We start from the raw sequence: 17,321 nt of genomic DNA on the forward strand, positions 1-17,321 counted from the left end.
TCTTCAACAATTAGATTAATCCAAAACTTTTAAAAATAAACTTGGGGTTAAAATTTGTGTTCCATGATAAAACTTTAAAGATAGTAAATGATTGTCAAGAGATACCAAATAATCAGCTTTAGCTTCATAAGACGCTGCTAAAAACATATTATCATTAGGATCTATTTTATCTAAAATGGTTGCTTCATAAACCCCTTCTATCTTCAACGCTAAAGTTTCAATAATCATCACTAAATTTTCGATCAATTCTGATTTAATTCCTTTTCGTAAAAGAACAATAATTAATTCTTCTTGTAACTGAGGAGAAATCACTAAATTAAAACTTCTCTGTTGCCATTTTTCTAAAATTATTGATGGTGATGTTTCTCTATTTTTACTCAAAATAGCTGATACAAAAACTGAGGTATCTAAAACGACTTTTAACATTTTAAAAAGTAATCAATATTTAGCTTTGTTTATTTTCAAATTCTGAAGCAATCTGATCTTTAACTTGATTAAAATCATCCCATAATTCATCAACCGATTTAGAAACATTAGATTGAGCGCGTTCTTTTGCTCTCTGTAGAATTTCTTTAGCTTCTTTTCCCTCTAGGTTTGTAGGTTGTTCTGATACATCTTGTTCTATTAAATCTAAAAACTCTAAAACATCTTGTTGCTTTTCAGTAGAAAGTTTACGAAACTTATCAAGAACCGTTTTTTCAATATTAGTTATCATTAGTTTTTAGTCTAAAAGGCTTTTCTCTTAATCATAGCAATTTTTAGAGGTTTAGGTGGGCATTGCCTACCCTACCCTACTTTAGTTAGCAGAAGATTTATTCACATTAGTCAAACATATGAAGTGATTAATATCACACATAAATATATTAATTTATGTTATTAATAAACACACATACTTTTCAAGCAGACTAAATATTATTATCAAGTTAATCATAATTGGTAAAAATTTATGAACACCGAACAATGGGAAAGTCCTTTATTACAGGTAAAAACTGAAAGCCAAAAAAGACGGAGTATTATTTCACAAAAAGGAATTAATATTGCTGGAATTTCACATACACATGAACGTCCACCGAGAAATCGAAAATGTGCTTGTTGTCATGAAAAACGCTTATGCCGTCTCTATAAAACTAATTTAACTCCTGAAAGATACAATACATCTTTGTGTTGGATTTGTAGCAGAACAATTCTCGAATACCAAGAAGTACATGAAGATTTTCTATCTTTAAATGATCATAATTATCTTGCTTACGATGTGAAATTAATAACAGAACTTGATCCTTTAGATATAGCAGATTTAAGTCATTTTGAAAGCAAACGCCGTAAGCACTAAGTAGTCGGACAAAATTAAAGTTAACTGTGAGGTTAGGGAACAGGGAACGGGGAACGGGGAACGGGGAACAGTTAACAGGTAAGGATTTTAGCTTCGTTAACAATTCTTAATACAGTTCCGTTTATTTATGTCCGACTACTTAGGTTTAGTATTCTGTATAAAGGAGGGTGGGTAATACTCACCCTCCTTTGCTTCTTTAATCTAAAGAACTTGACAAATAGTTCTCATTGTGAGAACATATAAGAGTAAGTTCTGATAAAGACATCTATGGAACTAAGACTTAAAGCTCAGTTAAGAAAGGATGCAGGTAAATATGGTGATACAAAAAGAGTTATAGAATCTTGGATAGAAACTGTAGAGGATGCAGATTGGAATGACATTACTAAAGTCAAAGAAACTTATCCATCAGCAGATTACGTAAATGGTAAAACTGTATTTAATATCAAAGGAAATTCTTACCGCTTAATTACTATAATTGATTATTCTTTAAAATTAGTTGTTTATGTTACTTTTCTTACCCATGCTGATTATGATAAACATCAATTCTAAATTCTCCCAAACCACTCAATAATTTACCCAATGGGGGACTGTATCCCCCCATTATCCTAACTGAATTAAACGAGGTTAACTCACAACTATGACTCTAACAATTAATCAAGATATCTATAGCCAACTCTTAGTTAAATTTCAACCCAAAGTCATCGAAAATGAAGCAGAATATCAAGAGTATGGTGATATTCTAATCGAATTAATGATGAAAACTAATAGGAGCGAAGAAGAAACAGCAATTCTCAAGTTAATTGCTTCTCTAATTAAAGAATATGACCAAAAGCAAGAGCAACCGGAACCTGCTTCTCCTCATGAGATTTTACAACATTTGATGGAGGAACATAACATGAAACAAGTTGATTTAGTTGATAAAATAGGGTCTAAAGGCGTTGTTTCAGAAGTGGTTAATGGAAAACGCTCTATTAGCAAATCTCAGGCTAAAACTTTAGCTGAAATGTTTCATGTTTCTCCGGCATTATTTATCTGATTATTATTTTGAGGAACTAATTCAAAACCTTAACCATTAATTCCTAATTTTTATTCTCCTAAAATTGGCAATGTTAACCAAAATTTGGCCCCATTATTTTCTTCAGTAATTACCCCAATTTCTCCCCCATGGGCTTCAATTATTTGACGGCAAAGATACAACCCTAAACCTAAACCTAACGTTCTTTTAGCTTCTTCTCCTCGTTGATAGCTTTCAAATAAGGTTGCTGCTTGTTCTGGGGTAATTCCGACCCCATTATCTTCTAAAATACAACGAATAAAGTTAGATTTATTCGTTTCTATTACTTCTGCTTTTAGGGTTAATTTTATGCCATTATCATTATGTTTTAAGGCATTAGCAAGGAGATTTTCAAAGACACGCCATAAGCGATCACTATCGCCACTAATTAAAGGTAAATCTGCGGGAATTTGTGTTAGTAAAATAGCTTGTTTTTCCTTTAACATTGGTTCCCATTCAGTCGCTAATTGTTGACTAAAAGTAAACAAGTTTAAGGGACGAAAATCAAGAGAAATTCCCCCCATTTCAAATTGTTGGGTTTCTACCAAAGAATTAATTAAATTAAGTTGGCGATCGCAGCTTAATGACATTTGTTCTAAAACTTGCCAAGAGATCTCTATTTTCTCCTCTTTTTTGTCCTGATTTTTCTTAAGTAAATTCTTTAAAACCATTGATAACCCTAACATGGGATTTCGTAAATCATGGGAAACAGCATGAAGATAAACCCTAAGAGTTTGTTCTGTTTTTTGACGTTCTTTAATTTCCTGTTGTAGTTGCTTTTTTTGCCGTTGTATGATTAATTGATTTTCAATGCGGGCAATGACTTCTTCCGATTGAAACGGCTTAGTAATATAGTCAACTCCCCCAACTTCAAAGGCTTTAACCTTATCCAAAACATCATCTAAGGCACTAATAAAAATTACAGGAATATCTTGAATTACCGGATCTTTTTTGAGTTTTTGACAAACATCATAACCATTCATTGAAGGCATATTAATATCCAATAAAATCAAGTCAGGAGGAACTTGATGAATGGTTTTTAAGGCAGTTTGTCCATTGAGGGCTTTACGGACTTTATAACCCTGTTCTGATAACATTACAGACAGTAAGCGCAAGTTATCAGGGGTATCATCAACAACTAAAATATTACCGTGATCAGTGGTCATAAAAAGACAAGGAAGCTATTACTTATTATTTATTACTTTTGTTGTTCAACTTGGGTTAATTCAACAACAGGTTCAAAAAGGAAATTTTGGGCCCAGTCTTGCAGGGCGATCGCTAGAGGTTCACTTTCAGGAGGAATTTGATTAATCAGTTCTAGTATGCCATCATCACTACATTCTAACGCCGCTTGATGGAGATCTTTAATCCAATCTTTCGGCATTTTTCTAAGATGGGATTGAATAAGATTCGATTCTTCTAGGGTACTGTATCTGATCTCATGATGAGAACCTTTTACCTCCTCTACATCTTCATAAAGATAACGCACACCAAGATGTTGAGCAATTTTTTCCCAAAGTACCTCCTCTCGGAAGGGTTTTCGCATAAAATCATCACATCCTGCCGATAATACCAGATTTCGTTCTTCCTCAAAGGCACTCGCTGTTAAAGCAATAATGACGGTTGCTTGTCCTTTCATCGTCGCTTTAATGCGTTGGGTAGCTTTATAACCATCAATAACGGGCATTCTCATATCCATCCAAATTAAATGAGGTTCCCAGGTTTCCCAGGTATCTAACGCTTGTTGTCCGTTGCTTGCTTGACGAACATTAAACCCCAGAGAAGACAATAATTTCACTAATAGGATACGACTTTCTAGGCGATCATCGACAACTAAAATTCGATATTGAGGTTGATCTGGGGCCAAAGCAATGACACGACGGGTTGGTTTATGGGCTTTAATGGTATTAGCAGTAACGATTTTAACTTTAATACTAAAAGTAAATAAACTACCCCTACCTAATACACTGCTGACGCTAATTTCTCCCCCCATTAATTGTACAAATTTTCGACTAATGGGCAACCCTAACCCTGTCCCTTCTTGGGAATTTCGACCTGTTTCTGTTTGTCCAAAGGCTTCAAATAATTGATCCACTTCTTGGGGGGCAATACCTGGGCCGGTATCTTCTACTTCAAAGGTTAACATAATGGACTTGGTTCTGCGTTTTTTGCGTTCTCCTTTAACCCGTAAAATAACGCCCCCTTCTTGGGTAAATTTAATGGCATTGCCTAACAAATTAATTAAGACTTGACGCAATTTTCCTTCATCGGTTTGAATATATTGGGGAACATCTTGAACTTTTTCAAAGATTAATTGTAATTGCTTTTCTTCTGTTTTGAGGTGTAGCATAGATTCTAAGTTATCAAGAAGACGATAAAGATCAAAACTAACCTGATTAAATGTCGTTCGTCCCGCTTCAATTTTTGTCATCTCTAGAATATCATTAATCAACTCTAATAAATGTTCTCCACTACGACCAATAATTCCTAAATTTTGCTGTTGTTCCTCATTTAAAGAACGATCTCGTTGCATCACTTGAGTAAACCCTAAAATGGCATTTAAGGGAGTGCGTAATTCATGACTCATGCTGGCTAAAAATTCACTTTTAGCTCGGTTAGCAGCATCAGCAGTTTCTTTTGCTTGTTTGAGGGCTTCTTCTGCCTGTTTTCGTTGAGTAATATCTCGAATAATGGCGGTAAAAATAGTTCGGCCTCGCAGTTTAATTTTAGAGATAGATACTTCTGCCAAAAATTCTGTTTCATCTTTACGTTGCCCAAAAACGGGACGACGGCCCCCCATTTGTCTTGCGGTTTCTGGGGTTTCTCCAAATGTTTCAATATGCTGTTGATGATAGTCAGTAAAACGAGGGGGAATTAACAGGTTAAAAGGTTGCCCTAAGACTTCCTCTGCTGTGTAACCAAAGGTTTTTTCTGCTGCATGATTAAACAGGGTAATATTTTGGTTCTCGTCTATGGAAATTATTGCTTCATTTGCATTATCTAAAATGCCAGCAAATCTTGCCTGTGAGTCTTTTTGCGCTTCTTCAGCATTGGATCTTGCTTCAGCGATCGCTATTAATTCTCCTATCAATTTCAAGAGGTTAACTTGTTCATTTGTCCACCGTTTTGATGCTTTGCCATCTAATCCTAAATACCCCAAAATCTTGCCTCCTACCGTCATGGGAACCACAACTAAGGTAGGGCTTAAACTGTTTTCAAAAGCATCTTTTTCTGCGATAGCTTGAAAGGGAAGATCGTCAACATGATTAATACAAATTGCTTTGCCGTTGATTAATTGTTCCGAAAACCAAGGAAAGACTTCTAAGGGAATATTTTGAGATTCATTAATAGTTGATGGTGTATATTCACTACACCATTCATGGATCATACTCCAAGCTTTTTCTTCAGGAAAATAATCAATTACATAACTGCGATCGCAGTTGGTAAACTTCCCTAATGCTTCTAAGGTAAAATTAATGGCAATATTCAGATCTTGATCAATTAATTGTCGAGCAATATTACTTAATAAAGCATCTCGTTCTCCTTGTTTCTTGATGGCTTCTTCTTTGTGTTTGCGATCGGTAATATCTCGACTAATACCAATGGTTCCCATTAACTCACCTTCAACACAACAAAAAGGGGTTTTTAAGGTATCAACTAAGCGACGACTACCATCAGGATAGGTAAGCCATTCTTCATTGCGTCGAGACTGTTTTTGTTGCATCATGAGGCGATCTTGTTGCCGAAAAAAGAGGGCTTCTTCTGGGGGAAAAAGTTCAAAATCTGTCTTACCAATGATTGCTGATCTATCTAATCCCACAAAATTCTCAAAGGCATTATTACACATTTTATACATCCCTTTAACATCTTTACAAAAGACTAAATCAGGGATGCAATCAATTAATGAGGTTAATAAAATTTGTTCCTTTTTGCGCTCGCTAATATCACTATGGGAACCAGCCATTCTGATCGGTTTGCCCTTATTATTCCACAAAGCTTGTCCCCTAGAAAGAATCCATTTATAGCTACCATCTTGACATCTTAAGCGAAATTCAGCACTGTAATGATCCGTTTTTTTCTCTAAATATTCTTGGACAATTTTCATCACTCTTTCCGTATCTTGGGGATGAAGTAATTGCTTCCAAGTATCAATATGATTCGGCAATTCTTCATCTTCATACCCTAACATCTCTTTCCAACGAGCAGAAAAAAACATCTCATCAGTTTTTAAGTTCCAGTCCCAAATTCCCTCATTAGTTCCCTTTAAAACTAATTGCCAACGTTCTTCACTTTCTCGCAGATCTTCTTGACTTTTCAACGCTTCTTGTTTCGCCGCCTTTAAATGATTAATCTCAGCTTTTAGTTGCTGAATAATTAGGTCTGGGTTTGGATATTTTTGGGGACTTTTCATAATGATTGAAAACCGAAAAAGAAGCGATAATAAGGATTATCGCCCCATAATTTTAACTTAATTTATTGAATTTCGACCAATTCAATTTCAAAGGTTAAATCTTCCCCTGCTAAGGGATGATTCGCATCTAAAGTGACTTGAGAATCAGCAACATTGGTAATCACGACAGGAATCACTTGACCACTGGGATGACGCATTTGTAACTGTTGGCCAACTTCTACATCTAATTCTGGTGGCATTTGTTGTTCTTCCACAATCATCACTAATTGTTCCTGATAAGGGCCATAAGCTTGATCAGAAGGAATGGTCACAGTTTTGGCCTCTCCTAGATTCATCCCCACCACTGCTTCTTCAAAACCAGCAATCACCTGGCCTTCTCCCACAGCGAATTCTAAGGGATCACGATCAACCGAAGAATCAAACACAGTCCCGTCTTCCAACTTACCCGTATAGTTTACCCTGACTGTATCACCGAGTTTGGCTTGTACCATTTTACTAAACCTGCTAAATTAATGTGTCTGTGATGGGACTTTTTTAAGGTAGTTTTTTCTATCAGTTTTGTCAACTGACTAGGTATCGCTCTGCTAAGCAATTATCAATAATCAATGACGAATGAGCAATAAAATGAAACCAATAATTGAAAATTTAGATTTACTTAAGCTTGCTTCGGGGGATCAACTTTCGCTTCAAGTATATAAATTTATTGGCAAAAAAAGTCAGAAAAAAGTTTATATTCAGTCTAATTTACATGGCTCAGAAATTGTTGGCAATGCGGTTATTGCTCAATTAATTGATTTTTTTTCAGGGTTAAAACCAGATCAACTTGATGGCGAAATTTGGCTTGTCCCAATTTGTAATCCTATGGGAACAAATCAAAGAAATCATTTTTTTGCTACGGGAAGATATAACAGTTATGATGGCAAAGATTGGAATCGAATTTTTTGGGATTATCAAAAAGTTTGTCAAGATTTAGAGGGATTTGTTAAAGCTCATTTCAATCTTGATCCTTTAACAATTCAAGAAAGTTTTTTAAAGCAACAAAAAACCGCTTTTACTAAACAATTAGATAAAATTAATCGTCCTAGTAGCGCACCCTTATTTGAACAATATCGCTATCAATTACAATCCCTTTCAATTGATGCTAATTATGTGATTGATATTCATAGTTCGAGTAATCAAGGTATTGATTATCTCTTTTGTTTTCCTGGTAAACAAGAAGATAGTGCTAAATATTTTAACATTGATTATGGAATTTTAATGAACACTTATGATGGAGATGCCTTTGATGAAGCCTTTATGAAACCCTGGTTAGCATTAGAAAATAAGTTTAAAGAATTGGGTAGAGACATCAAATTTGATCGGGAATCTTGGACACTTGAATTAGGTTCAGGAATGCAAATGAAGCCTGAATCTGTAGCAGTTGGAGTGGCAGGAATTAAAAATTATTTATTCAAAAAAAATGTCCTCAAACTTCCTAATTATTTACCTGAAATCACAGACATAAAATTAGTATCTAGGCAGCAAATTAAAAGCTATTATGCCCCGACAGGTGGCATGATTCAAAATAGAATGAATCTGAAACAGCCTGTCAAAGTAGGAGATAAATTATATGAAATACTCAGTTTTAATAAACAAGAAAAATTGCCAGAAATCATTGATATTTATGCAGAGACTGACGGCTTTATTTTTGATGTTTCCACTAGCTATTCTGTCAACCAAGGAGAATATGTGTTAGCCTTGCTTAGTCCTGAATAACTAAGTAACCTAGCCTTACAAGTCTTGCTTCTGTTACAATTCGTTACCTACAAACTAACAGAAAAACGCTCCATCACCAAGGGATAGGGCGTTTTTCAAGCAATATTTAAGCTTAAGGGCTATTGAATATGTAAATAAGCGGCTTCAGCTTCTAGTTGACGGAGCAATTTTTCATTATTAGACGCTCTGGCGACTTCTAGACGATGTTGTAAGCTTTTGCGTAGGCTTTCACGATGGGCTTGAATCGCTTCTGTCAGAGTTTCTTTACTATTTTTGTTCATGGTGGACATCCCCTTTTTGTTTTTTATGCTAACCCTATTCTCAACATAACATTTAACGGATGGTTTCTGCTAGTCGTTACCAAATCTTCATATAGAGCTAACCTTGATCCCCAATACTAAAATGTCAAAAACCAGGGTGATTGCCTTATTATCAGATTTTGGGTTAAAGGATGGTTATGTGGGAATTATGAAAGGGGTAATTGCCTCGATTAATCCTCAAATAACTATTATTGATCTAACCCATGAGATTCCGCCTCAGCAAATTTCGGCAGGACGGTTTTGTCTAATGAACGCTTATCCCTACTTTCCCCTAGAAACGGTCTATATTGGGGTGATCGATCCAGGGGTCGGTAGTCAAAGACGAGGAGTGGCCATTGAAGTTCCTGGGGGGTATTTAGTCGGCCCTGATAATGGTCTGTTTAGCGGTGTCCTCAGTCAAGTTCAGGCGATCGCTGCAGTAGCATTGACGAATAGAAACTATTGGCGAGTTCCCGCTCCTAGTTTGACGTTTCATGGTCGAGATATTTTTGCTACTGTGGGGGCCCATTTAGCGAGTGGTATTTCCTTAGAAAAGTTGGGACAGTCTATTGATATAGAGAGTTTAGTTAATTTTCCTTTAGAACCCATAAAAATTACAGAAAAAGGACTAAAAGGAACGATTCAATATATCGATTATTTTGGCAACTTAATTACGAATATTCCAGCCGCTCAAGTTAGGGGAAAACCTTGGTCAATTATCATTAAAAATCAAACAATCAAGCACAGTTTAACCTATAGTGATAGGCAACCAGGGGAACTTATTACCTTAATTGGTAGTCATGGTTGGGTAGAAATTGCGGTTAATAGGGGAAATGCCCAACAAAGATTACAAGTTCAGTGGGGAGAGCAGATTAACCTAGTTTTTAGGTAGATTAATCTCTAATTGTGTTATCCTGTAGTTTATTTCTGTTGGTGGAGGATAGAATGAACATACTTGGAATCTCAGCCTATTATCATGATAGTGCAGCAGCTTTAGTGCAAAAGGGAACAATTCTTGCGGCTGCTCAAGAAGAAAGATTTACTCGCAAGAAACATGATGCAAGGTTTCCCAAAAATGCCATTATTTATACTTTAGCTGAAGCCAATATTTCTTTACAAGAATTAGATTATATTGTTTTTTATGAAAAACCCCTAGTTACTTTTGAACGTTTGTTAGAAACTTACTTAACTTATGCTCCGCAGGGTTTTCGTTCTTTTATTACCGCTATGACAGCATGGTTACAAGAAAAACTCTATTTAAAGACTATTTTAAAGAAAGAATTAGCCAAACTTGCTAACTGTAAAACCTCTCAATTGCCTCCCTTATTATTTACAGAACATCATCAATCTCATGCTGCTTCTGCATTCTTTCCGAGTCCGTTTGAAAAGGCTGCGGTTTTATGTTTAGATGCGGTAGGAGAATGGGCAACCACTTCTTTATGGTTAGGAGAAGGTAATAAAATGATTCCCCAATGGGAGATTAATTTTCCTCATTCTTTGGGGTTATTATATTCAGCTTTTACTTATTATACAGGCTTTAAAGTTAATTCTGGTGAATATAAATTAATGGGGTTAGCTCCCTATGGAGAAGCGAAATATGTTGATATTATATTAGAGAATTTAATTGACTTAAAAGAGGATGGAACTTTTCGCCTCAATATGGAATATTTTAACTATGCCACAGGGTTAACGATGACAAATGATAAATTTGCTCGTCTCTTTGGTGGATCTCCCCGTAAACCTGAAACTCAACTCACTCAACGGGAGATGAATATTGCTGCTTCTATTCAAAAAGTAACCGAAGAAATTGTCCTAAGATTAGCAAATACAGCTTATGAAGAATTAGGCACAGATTATCTTTGTTTAGCGGGAGGAGTCGCCTTAAATTGTGTCTCAAATGGACGACTTTTAAGAGAGAGTAAATTTAAAGATATTTGGATTCAACCCGCCGCAGGAGACTCAGGAGGAGCCATAGGAGCAGCTTTAGCTGTATGGTATCAATATTTAGAAAACCCCCGACAAGGTGGAACTTTTGATGCAATGCAGGGGACGTATTTAGGGCCAGAATTTAGTCATGAAGAAGCTCAAGAATATCTCAATGACGTAAAAGCTAAATATGTTTATCTAGAAGATGTTGAATTATTTACCAAGGTAGCAGAAATATTAGCAGAAGGTAATGTAGTTGGCTGGTTTCAAGGACGGATGGAATTTGGACCCCGTGCTTTAGGAAATCGCTCAATTATTGGCGACCCCCGTAATGAGAAAATGCAGTCTGTTATGAACTTAAAAATTAAGTATCGAGAGTCCTTTCGTCCCTTTGCTCCTTCAGTTTTGTTTGATCGAGTTTCGGATTATTTTGAGTTGGATAAACCCAGTCCTTATATGTTATTAGTAGCTGAGGTTAACTCAGAGTTACGCTTACCCATGAATGAGGAAGATAAACAATTATTTGGAGTCGAAAAATTAAAAGTTCCTCGCTCAACTATTCCCGCTATTACTCATGTAGACTATTCAGCAAGGGTGCAAACTGTTCATCCCGAAACTAACCCCCGTTACTATCAATTAATTAAACAATTTGAAGCCTTGACAGGTTGTGGTGTTTTGGTTAATACTTCCTTTAATGTACGGGGAGAACCCATTGTTTGTACTCCAGAAGATGCCTATCGGTGTTTTATGCGGACAGAGATGGATTATTTGGTGATTAATAATTATTTATTGGCCAAATCTGAACAACCTCAATGGCAAAAAGATGAAGCTTGGAAAAACGAATTTGAACTTGATTAATTACAATAAGAGGAAAAAAGATGTTTGATGAAATTCCAAAACTAGATCAAAAAGGATTGCGAGATTTTGGCTTATTAACAGGAACAATTATTGCCCTATTATTGGGGTTGATTTTACCCTTATTGTGGGGTCATAGTTTACCTTTAATTCCTTGGATAATTGGTGGAGTTTTAATCAGTTTAGCCCTATTTATTCCTAAATCTCTTGACCCCATTCATTATGGGTGGATGAAGGTTGCACAGGTACTTGGTTTTGTTAATAGTCGCATTATTTTAGGCATTGTTTTCTTTGTTGTTGTCACCCCAATGGGTTTAATTATGCGTCTAAATAATCGAGATCCGATGACAAGAAAATTTGAGTTTAACTTAGAAACCTATCGAGTTTCTAGTAAAATTAAAAGTAAAGTTAGCATGGAGAAACCCTATTAATGGAAGCATTTATTGACTTATTAAAAGATCTTTGGGGATTTTTAAACGAGCGTAAAAAGTATTGGTTAGCTCCTTTAATTATTACATTAGTGCTGTTAGGTGCATTAATTGTCTTTACTCAAGGATCAGCGATCGCACCTTTCATTTATACTTTATTTTAGACATTAACTTGACTTAAACTGATGACTGCACAAAAATTGATCTCCGACATGGAAACCGTCCAATCTTTCCTAAAAGAAGATAGTCGAAAAGTTCCCCCTGTTTTATTAGAAGAATCTCAAAAAAATCTAGGGACTGATGATATTCCCAATGATGTCTTTTTATCCCGTGACTATCATGATCTAGAAGTCGAAAAACTCTGGAAAAAAGTATGGCAATGGGTTTGTCGAGAAGAAAATTTACCCAAAGCAGGGGATTATTTAGTTTATGAAATAGCTGATTTATCAGTCATTATTGTACGGGGAACTGACCAAAAAATTCGCGGCTTTTATAATTCCTGTCTCCATCGTGGCACACAATTATGTGTCGAGCAAGGTCATACTTTAGCCTTACGTTGTCCCTTTCATGGTTGGACATGGAAATTAGATGGCAACTTAGCACATATTCCCTGTCAATGGGACTTTGAGCAGGTTAAAAATGAATCATTTAAACTTCCCCAAGTAAAAGTCGAAACTTGGCAAGGATTTGTCTTTATTAACTTTGATACTAATAGCGAATCCTTAGAAAGTTACCTCGAAAATATACCCGAACATTTCCAACAATTTGCCTTACAAGACCGATTTATTGCCGCCCATGCTGTGCAAGTTATGCCCGCTAATTGGAAAGTAGCTTTAGGCGCAACATTGGAAGCTTATCACACCATTACAACCCATCCCCAAATCCTCAAATTTACCGGAGATGCTAACTCTCAATATGATATCTATGGTCGTCATAATCGCATGATAACTCCCTTTGCGGTGCCAAGTCCCCACCTCGGTGAATCATCAGATCCCCTGTCTGCGGCCAAAGCTTTCTTGGAATTTGGGGGAACCGATATCAATACCATCGATTTTCCTGAAAATACAAATCCTCGGACATTTGCTGCTGAATGTTCACGAAAAGGACTTCAACAGTTGACAGGAATTGATTATACGGATGTTTCTGACACTGAAATGTTAGATGCGCTTTCTTACTTTATTTTCCCTAATTTTATGAGTTGGCCGGGAGTGGGTTCGCCACTACAATTTCGTTTTCGTCCCTATGGCAATGATCCTGATGCTTGTATCATGGATGTATTGCTGCTACAACCTTGTCCAGAAGGGAAACGTCCCCCTGCGGCTAAAACTCGCTGGTTAACCCTTGAACAAACCTGGGCAGATGCACCAGAATTAGGGGGACTTGGGGCCTTTTTAGATCAAGATAGCTCAAATTTCTATCGCATTCAAAAAGGGTTAAAAACGGCGGCAAAACCAGGCATTACTTTAGGGACTTATCAAGAGTCTCGCATTCGTCATTTTCATCACATATTAACTGAGCAATTACAAGCTGAATAATATATCAGGGACATAATATATTATGTCCCTACTGACTGTTAGATATGTCCATCAACAAAAATGTTATATTATTTCTTAGATTAGAGTTAATGTATCAGAGAACCGATCAACCATGCTAATTGATAGAAACCTTTCTAAATATATCGTCTTCTCTGAAGACAGCATTCTTAACGCACTTAAAAAAATTAGTGATAATAAAAGTCGCATTATCTTCTCTGTAACCGAGTCAGGAGTATTAGAAGGAGTGCTGACAGATGGTGACTTTCGACGGTGGTTAGTGGGACAAAATACCATTGAGCTTAATCAGTCGGTTTCTAATATTAGTAATAAACAGTTTAAATATGCTGCTTTTGATGAAGATCCAGAAAAAATTGAAAGCTATTTTTCAGAACAAATTGAATTTATTCCCCTACTAGATAGCAACGATCATTTAGTTGCGATCGCTCGTAAACGTCCCGATGAAATTACTATCGGTGACTTTCTGATTAATGGGGATTCTCCTGCTTTTATTATTGCAGAAATTGGCAACAATCACAATGGCAGTTTAGACTTAGCTAAAAAGTTAATTGATGAGGCGATTGCTGCTGGTGCAAACTGTGCCAAATTCCAATTAAGAAGTCTTAAATCTCTCTATTATAATGCAGGAAATGCCAATGATGCTAGTGAAGATTTAGGGTCACAATATACCCTAGATTTACTCTCTCGCTTTCAACTTTCTGATGAGGAAATGTTACAGGCGTTTGATTATTGCCAAGAAAAAGGTATTTTAGCTCTATGTACTCCTTGGGATTTAGATAGTTTAAATATTCTGGAAAATTATGGCATGATTGCCTATAAAGTGGCCTCGGCTGACTTAACCAATCATCAATTATTGAAGGCATTGGCAAAAACAGGAAAACCCTTGATTTGTTCAACGGGAATGTCCACCGAAGCAGAAATTAGTCAATCAGTTCAATTATTACAAAGATGGGGAGCAATGTATGTTTTATTGCATTGTAATTCCACCTATCCTGCACCCTTTAAAGATGTCAATCTTAACTATATTACTCGCTTAAAAGAATTAGGAGATTGCCCCGTCGGATATTCGGGACATGAACGAGGAATTAATGTGGCGATCGCTGCCATTGCCAAAGGTGCAAAAGTGATCGAAAAACACTTTACCATTGATAAATCTATGGAAGGAAATGACCATAAAGTAAGCTTATTACCCCAGGAATTTAAAGCGATGGTTGAGGGAATTCGTCAAGTAGAAGAAGCATTGGGAACGGCGGGAGAAAGGCGGTTAAGTCAGGGAGAATTAATGAATCGAGAAACCCTGGCCAAGAGTTTAATTATTAACTGTAAATTAGAACCTGGCCAGGTAATTACAGAAGCAATGATTGAGATTAAAAGTCCAGGAAAAGGATTACAACCTAACCGCAAAAAAGAGTTAATTGGTAAGGCCGCAAAAAGACAATTTAAAGCCGGAGATTTCTTCTTTTTAAGTGACTTAGAAGAAGCACAAGTTACGGCTAAAAACTATCAATTTAATCGCCCTTGGGGTTTACCTGTTCGTTATCATGATTTCACTAAACTTTTAGCAAAATCTAACCCAGATTTATTAGAGTTTCACCTCAGTTATAAAGATTTAGAACAGGAGATCAATCAATATTTTGAGCAACCCTATGATTTAGATTATGTGATTCATAGTCCTGAATTATTTGCTGGTGATCATGTATTAGATTTATGTTCTCTGGATGCTAATTATCGCAACCATTCCATCGAAGAATTACAGCGAGTAATTGATATTACTCGGAAGCTAAAACCCTTCTTTAAAAAAGCATCTCAACCCTTAATTGTCACGAATATTGGTGGGTTTACTCTTGATGAACCCTTACCCATTACACAACGTCAAAAGTTATATGATTTACTGTTAGAAAGTTTATCTAAATTAGACAGTGAAGGAGTCGAAATCATACCGCAAACTATGCCGCCCTTTCCCTGGCATTTTGGGGGACAAAGATATCATAATTTATTTGTTGATCCTCAAGACATTGCGGAGTTTTGCTCACAAAATAACTATCGGGTTTGTTTAGATACCTCTCACTCTAAATTAGCTTGTAATCATCATAATTTATCCTTTAAAGAGTTTATGGAACAAGTAGGGCCATATACAGCACATTTACATATTGCTGATGCAGAGGGATTAGATGGAGAAGGGTTACAAATAGGAGATGGAAATGTAGATTTTCCGGCCTTAGCAGAAGACTTAAAGAAAACGGCCCCGAATGCTTCCTTTATACCTGAAATTTGGCAAGGCCATAAAAATGACGGGGAAGGATTTTGGATATCTTTGGAAAGGTTAGAAAAGTTGTTCAAGTAATCCTTTGTAGGATGGGTTAGACGGCGATAAGATTATGTTGTATTCATTAACTTAACTATCCGTCGTAACCCATCAAAACCCTATTTACCTAGCTTGAAAACCCCGATTTTTTACCAAATAGTAACGAATTTAATAGGGTTTCAGGCTTTAAAAATCGGGGTTTTGTGATTTTTTAATCATGGTGCAAGATCTCAGTTTAAGGTATTTGAAGAAACCTCAACCAATCTAATCGATTACTAATAAAAACTGGCTACTAGCGGGCAATTTGGGGTAATTTCAACTGTTTATGTGTCTTAATTCCAGGATTTACATTACGATTTAACTTAGGGGGTAAAACCTTTCGAGATTGATAGAATGGTGATGGAAATAACCGTGAATATTTATTAGTATCTGGTAATTCTAGATGATTAGAAACTGCCTTGACTCGTTCCGATAATTCTAAATCAAATCGATAAGAATCTTCATTTTCTGTGTCCACTAATTCAATGGTATAATTAACCGGATTATATTGATGAGTCACCAGGGAAAAAGAACTCTCATCAAGTATAAATCCCCTCATGGTTTCTAAAACAACCTCTCCTACCAAAGTATCACCATTAATTGCTTCAGTAATTTCTAAAGTATAATTAAACTGATAAGGGAGTCTTTCATCACACAAAACATAGTCTTCAGTTAACAGAATTTCTTCTGTTTCAGGATGCTTAAGTTGACAGCGTAGTTTCCCAGTAAACGCGAGATCTCCTTTAAGATCAATGCCTTCAATATGACCTAATAAACTAATGTTTTCATCAGGATTTCTCGTCAAATCTTGCTGCTCTAAACTTAATTTAATAAGAGGTTTAATCCCATCTTTCTCAGGAATATCTTCAGATTTTTCTACCTGATTATTATTTAAAGTTGGTTCAATTTTATCCCTTAATAACTGTTCTAATTGTTGTAGGTAATATTGAGCTTGAGAATTGCCAGAATTAGATAACTGTAATGAAGAATTAGGGGCATTTTCTGGAACAGATGCAGTATTATTGGTGACAACCGATGGTAAAATACTTAAAGTAAGTTGTTCTTGCCAACTTTCTCCCAAAAACTCCGATAAAACATCCCCATAACAGCGAATATCCCAAAGAGTTTCTGGGGATAATTCAGTATAGGGAAGAATCATCACCAACCCTTGGGAATTAACCCGACGTTGATATTGTTGCGCTTCTCCACTTTGGGAAGTAATACGAACTTCAAGAATACTATTAAAACGGTTAGATTGGGCGAGAATGCGGTATTTTCCGGCTTCTAGTTGCCAGGTAGGAGAATTAATAGGATGCCATTGACGATCGCCTTCTTTTTGGATGAGGAATTCCCAAGACTTCATCGG

General features: G+C 36.1%; 17 protein-coding genes. 10 read left to right on the forward strand and 7 right to left on the reverse strand.

Annotated features, from left to right (window positions below; translation table 11 throughout):
* Nucleotides 1-15: 15 nt before the first annotated feature.
* Nucleotides 16-426: a putative toxin-antitoxin system toxin component, PIN family gene (locus VB691_RS16095; protein WP_323292533.1), complete on the reverse strand. Its 411-nt coding sequence runs from the start codon at nt 424-426 to the stop codon at nt 16-18.
* Nucleotides 427-445: 19 nt separating this feature from the next.
* Nucleotides 446-715, reverse strand: coding sequence for a hypothetical protein (locus tag VB691_RS16100; RefSeq protein ID WP_323292534.1), 270 nt, complete (start codon nt 713-715; stop codon nt 446-448).
* Nucleotides 716-946: 231 nt separating this feature from the next.
* On the opposite strand from VB691_RS16100, the gene VB691_RS16105 reads away from it, so the two are divergent.
* From VB691_RS16105 to VB691_RS16115, 3 genes are all read left to right on the forward strand, one after another.
* On the forward strand, nt 947-1,330 hold the full coding sequence (locus VB691_RS16105; protein WP_323292535.1) for a hypothetical protein: 384 nt from the start codon (nt 947-949) through the stop codon (nt 1,328-1,330).
* A gap of 267 nt (nt 1,331-1,597) precedes the next feature.
* The gene (locus tag VB691_RS16110; protein ID WP_323292536.1) at nt 1,598-1,879 is read left to right on the forward strand and encodes a type II toxin-antitoxin system HigB family toxin; all 282 of its coding nucleotides are present in this window, start codon (nt 1,598-1,600) and stop codon (nt 1,877-1,879) included.
* A gap of 88 nt (nt 1,880-1,967) precedes the next feature.
* On the forward strand, nt 1,968-2,366 hold the full coding sequence (locus tag VB691_RS16115; protein WP_323292537.1) for a helix-turn-helix domain-containing protein: 399 nt from the start codon (nt 1,968-1,970) through the stop codon (nt 2,364-2,366).
* A 50-nt stretch (nt 2,367-2,416) separates the two neighbouring features.
* Here VB691_RS16115 and VB691_RS16120 read toward each other — a convergent pair whose 3' ends face one another.
* The 3 genes from VB691_RS16120 to VB691_RS16130 all read right to left on the reverse strand — a co-directional run bounded on the left by VB691_RS16120 (nt 2,417) and on the right by VB691_RS16130 (nt 7,286).
* The gene (locus VB691_RS16120; RefSeq protein ID WP_323292538.1) at nt 2,417-3,550 is read right to left on the reverse strand and encodes a hybrid sensor histidine kinase/response regulator; all 1,134 of its coding nucleotides are present in this window, start codon (nt 3,548-3,550) and stop codon (nt 2,417-2,419) included.
* Between the two features lie 32 nt (nt 3,551-3,582).
* Nucleotides 3,583-6,795 carry a PAS domain S-box protein gene (locus VB691_RS16125; protein WP_323292539.1) on the reverse strand — a complete coding sequence of 1,071 codons (3,213 nt, stop codon included), beginning with the start codon at nt 6,793-6,795 and terminating at the stop codon, nt 3,583-3,585.
* Nucleotides 6,796-6,857: 62 nt separating this feature from the next.
* Nucleotides 6,858-7,286: a peptidylprolyl isomerase gene (locus VB691_RS16130; RefSeq protein ID WP_323292540.1), complete on the reverse strand. Its 429-nt coding sequence runs from the start codon at nt 7,284-7,286 to the stop codon at nt 6,858-6,860.
* A gap of 133 nt (nt 7,287-7,419) precedes the next feature.
* Here VB691_RS16130 and VB691_RS16135 point away from each other — a divergent pair, with 133 nt between their 5' ends.
* Nucleotides 7,420-8,550 carry a succinylglutamate desuccinylase/aspartoacylase family protein gene (locus tag VB691_RS16135; RefSeq protein ID WP_323292541.1) on the forward strand — a complete coding sequence of 377 codons (1,131 nt, stop codon included), beginning with the start codon at nt 7,420-7,422 and terminating at the stop codon, nt 8,548-8,550.
* 119 nt (nt 8,551-8,669) lie between these two features.
* On the opposite strand, the gene VB691_RS16140 is transcribed toward VB691_RS16135, so the two are convergent.
* Entirely contained in the window at nt 8,670-8,831 is a 162-nt protein-coding gene (locus VB691_RS16140; RefSeq protein ID WP_323292542.1) for a hypothetical protein, read from the reverse strand.
* A 121-nt stretch (nt 8,832-8,952) separates the two neighbouring features.
* Here VB691_RS16140 and VB691_RS16145 point away from each other — a divergent pair, with 121 nt between their 5' ends.
* From VB691_RS16145 to VB691_RS16170, 6 genes are all read left to right on the forward strand, one after another.
* On the forward strand, nt 8,953-9,741 hold the full coding sequence (locus VB691_RS16145) for an SAM-dependent chlorinase/fluorinase (protein ID WP_323292543.1): 789 nt from the start codon (nt 8,953-8,955) through the stop codon (nt 9,739-9,741).
* A gap of 53 nt (nt 9,742-9,794) precedes the next feature.
* Complete coding sequence (locus VB691_RS16150; RefSeq protein WP_323292544.1) at nt 9,795-11,633, forward strand: carbamoyltransferase; 1,839 nt, start codon at nt 9,795-9,797, stop codon at nt 11,631-11,633.
* Nucleotides 11,634-11,653: 20 nt separating this feature from the next.
* Entirely contained in the window at nt 11,654-12,061 is a 408-nt protein-coding gene (locus VB691_RS16155; protein WP_323292545.1) for an SxtJ family membrane protein, read from the forward strand.
* Nucleotides 12,061-12,222, forward strand: coding sequence for a DUF5989 family protein (locus tag VB691_RS16160; RefSeq protein WP_323292546.1), 162 nt, complete (start codon nt 12,061-12,063; stop codon nt 12,220-12,222). Before VB691_RS16155 ends, VB691_RS16160 begins: the two co-directional genes overlap by 1 nt.
* Nucleotides 12,223-12,243: 21 nt before the next feature.
* Complete coding sequence (locus VB691_RS16165) at nt 12,244-13,593, forward strand: aromatic ring-hydroxylating dioxygenase subunit alpha (RefSeq protein ID WP_323292547.1); 1,350 nt, start codon at nt 12,244-12,246, stop codon at nt 13,591-13,593.
* Nucleotides 13,594-13,705: 112 nt separating this feature from the next.
* Nucleotides 13,706-15,955: an N-acetylneuraminate synthase family protein gene (locus VB691_RS16170; RefSeq protein ID WP_323292548.1), complete on the forward strand. Its 2,250-nt coding sequence runs from the start codon at nt 13,706-13,708 to the stop codon at nt 15,953-15,955.
* Nucleotides 15,956-16,208: 253 nt separating this feature from the next.
* Here VB691_RS16170 and VB691_RS16175 read toward each other — a convergent pair whose 3' ends face one another.
* Nucleotides 16,209-17,318, reverse strand: a complete 1,110-nt coding sequence (locus VB691_RS16175) for a hypothetical protein (protein ID WP_323292549.1) — start codon at nt 17,316-17,318, stop codon at nt 16,209-16,211.
* Nucleotides 17,319-17,321 lie beyond the last annotated feature (3 nt).

This window comes from Crocosphaera sp. XPORK-15E (genome assembly GCF_034931425.1).
In the GTDB taxonomy this organism is placed as follows: Bacteria; Cyanobacteriota; Cyanobacteriia; order Cyanobacteriales; family Microcystaceae; genus UHCC-0190.

Coding starts and splice junctions, on each gene's coding strand:
- VB691_RS16095 (WP_323292533.1), bottom strand. CDS start 426: ATGTTAAAAGTCGTTTTAGATACCTCAGTTTTTGTATCAGCTATTTTG.
- VB691_RS16100 (WP_323292534.1), bottom strand. CDS start 715: ATGATAACTAATATTGAAAAAACGGTTCTTGATAAGTTTCGTAAACTT.
- VB691_RS16105 (WP_323292535.1), top strand. CDS start 947: ATGAACACCGAACAATGGGAAAGTCCTTTATTACAGGTAAAAACTGAA.
- VB691_RS16110 (WP_323292536.1), top strand. CDS start 1,598: ATGGAACTAAGACTTAAAGCTCAGTTAAGAAAGGATGCAGGTAAATAT.
- VB691_RS16115 (WP_323292537.1), top strand. CDS start 1,968: ATGACTCTAACAATTAATCAAGATATCTATAGCCAACTCTTAGTTAAA.
- VB691_RS16120 (WP_323292538.1), bottom strand. CDS start 3,550: ATGACCACTGATCACGGTAATATTTTAGTTGTTGATGATACCCCTGAT.
- VB691_RS16125 (WP_323292539.1), bottom strand. CDS start 6,795: ATGAAAAGTCCCCAAAAATATCCAAACCCAGACCTAATTATTCAGCAA.
- VB691_RS16130 (WP_323292540.1), bottom strand. CDS start 7,286: ATGGTACAAGCCAAACTCGGTGATACAGTCAGGGTAAACTATACGGGT.
- VB691_RS16135 (WP_323292541.1), top strand. CDS start 7,420: ATGAAACCAATAATTGAAAATTTAGATTTACTTAAGCTTGCTTCGGGG.
- VB691_RS16140 (WP_323292542.1), bottom strand. CDS start 8,831: ATGAACAAAAATAGTAAAGAAACTCTGACAGAAGCGATTCAAGCCCAT.
- VB691_RS16145 (WP_323292543.1), top strand. CDS start 8,953: ATGTCAAAAACCAGGGTGATTGCCTTATTATCAGATTTTGGGTTAAAG.
- VB691_RS16150 (WP_323292544.1), top strand. CDS start 9,795: ATGAACATACTTGGAATCTCAGCCTATTATCATGATAGTGCAGCAGCT.
- VB691_RS16155 (WP_323292545.1), top strand. CDS start 11,654: ATGTTTGATGAAATTCCAAAACTAGATCAAAAAGGATTGCGAGATTTT.
- VB691_RS16160 (WP_323292546.1), top strand. CDS start 12,061: ATGGAAGCATTTATTGACTTATTAAAAGATCTTTGGGGATTTTTAAAC.
- VB691_RS16165 (WP_323292547.1), top strand. CDS start 12,244: ATGACTGCACAAAAATTGATCTCCGACATGGAAACCGTCCAATCTTTC.
- VB691_RS16170 (WP_323292548.1), top strand. CDS start 13,706: ATGCTAATTGATAGAAACCTTTCTAAATATATCGTCTTCTCTGAAGAC.
- VB691_RS16175 (WP_323292549.1), bottom strand. CDS start 17,318: ATGAAGTCTTGGGAATTCCTCATCCAAAAAGAAGGCGATCGTCAATGG.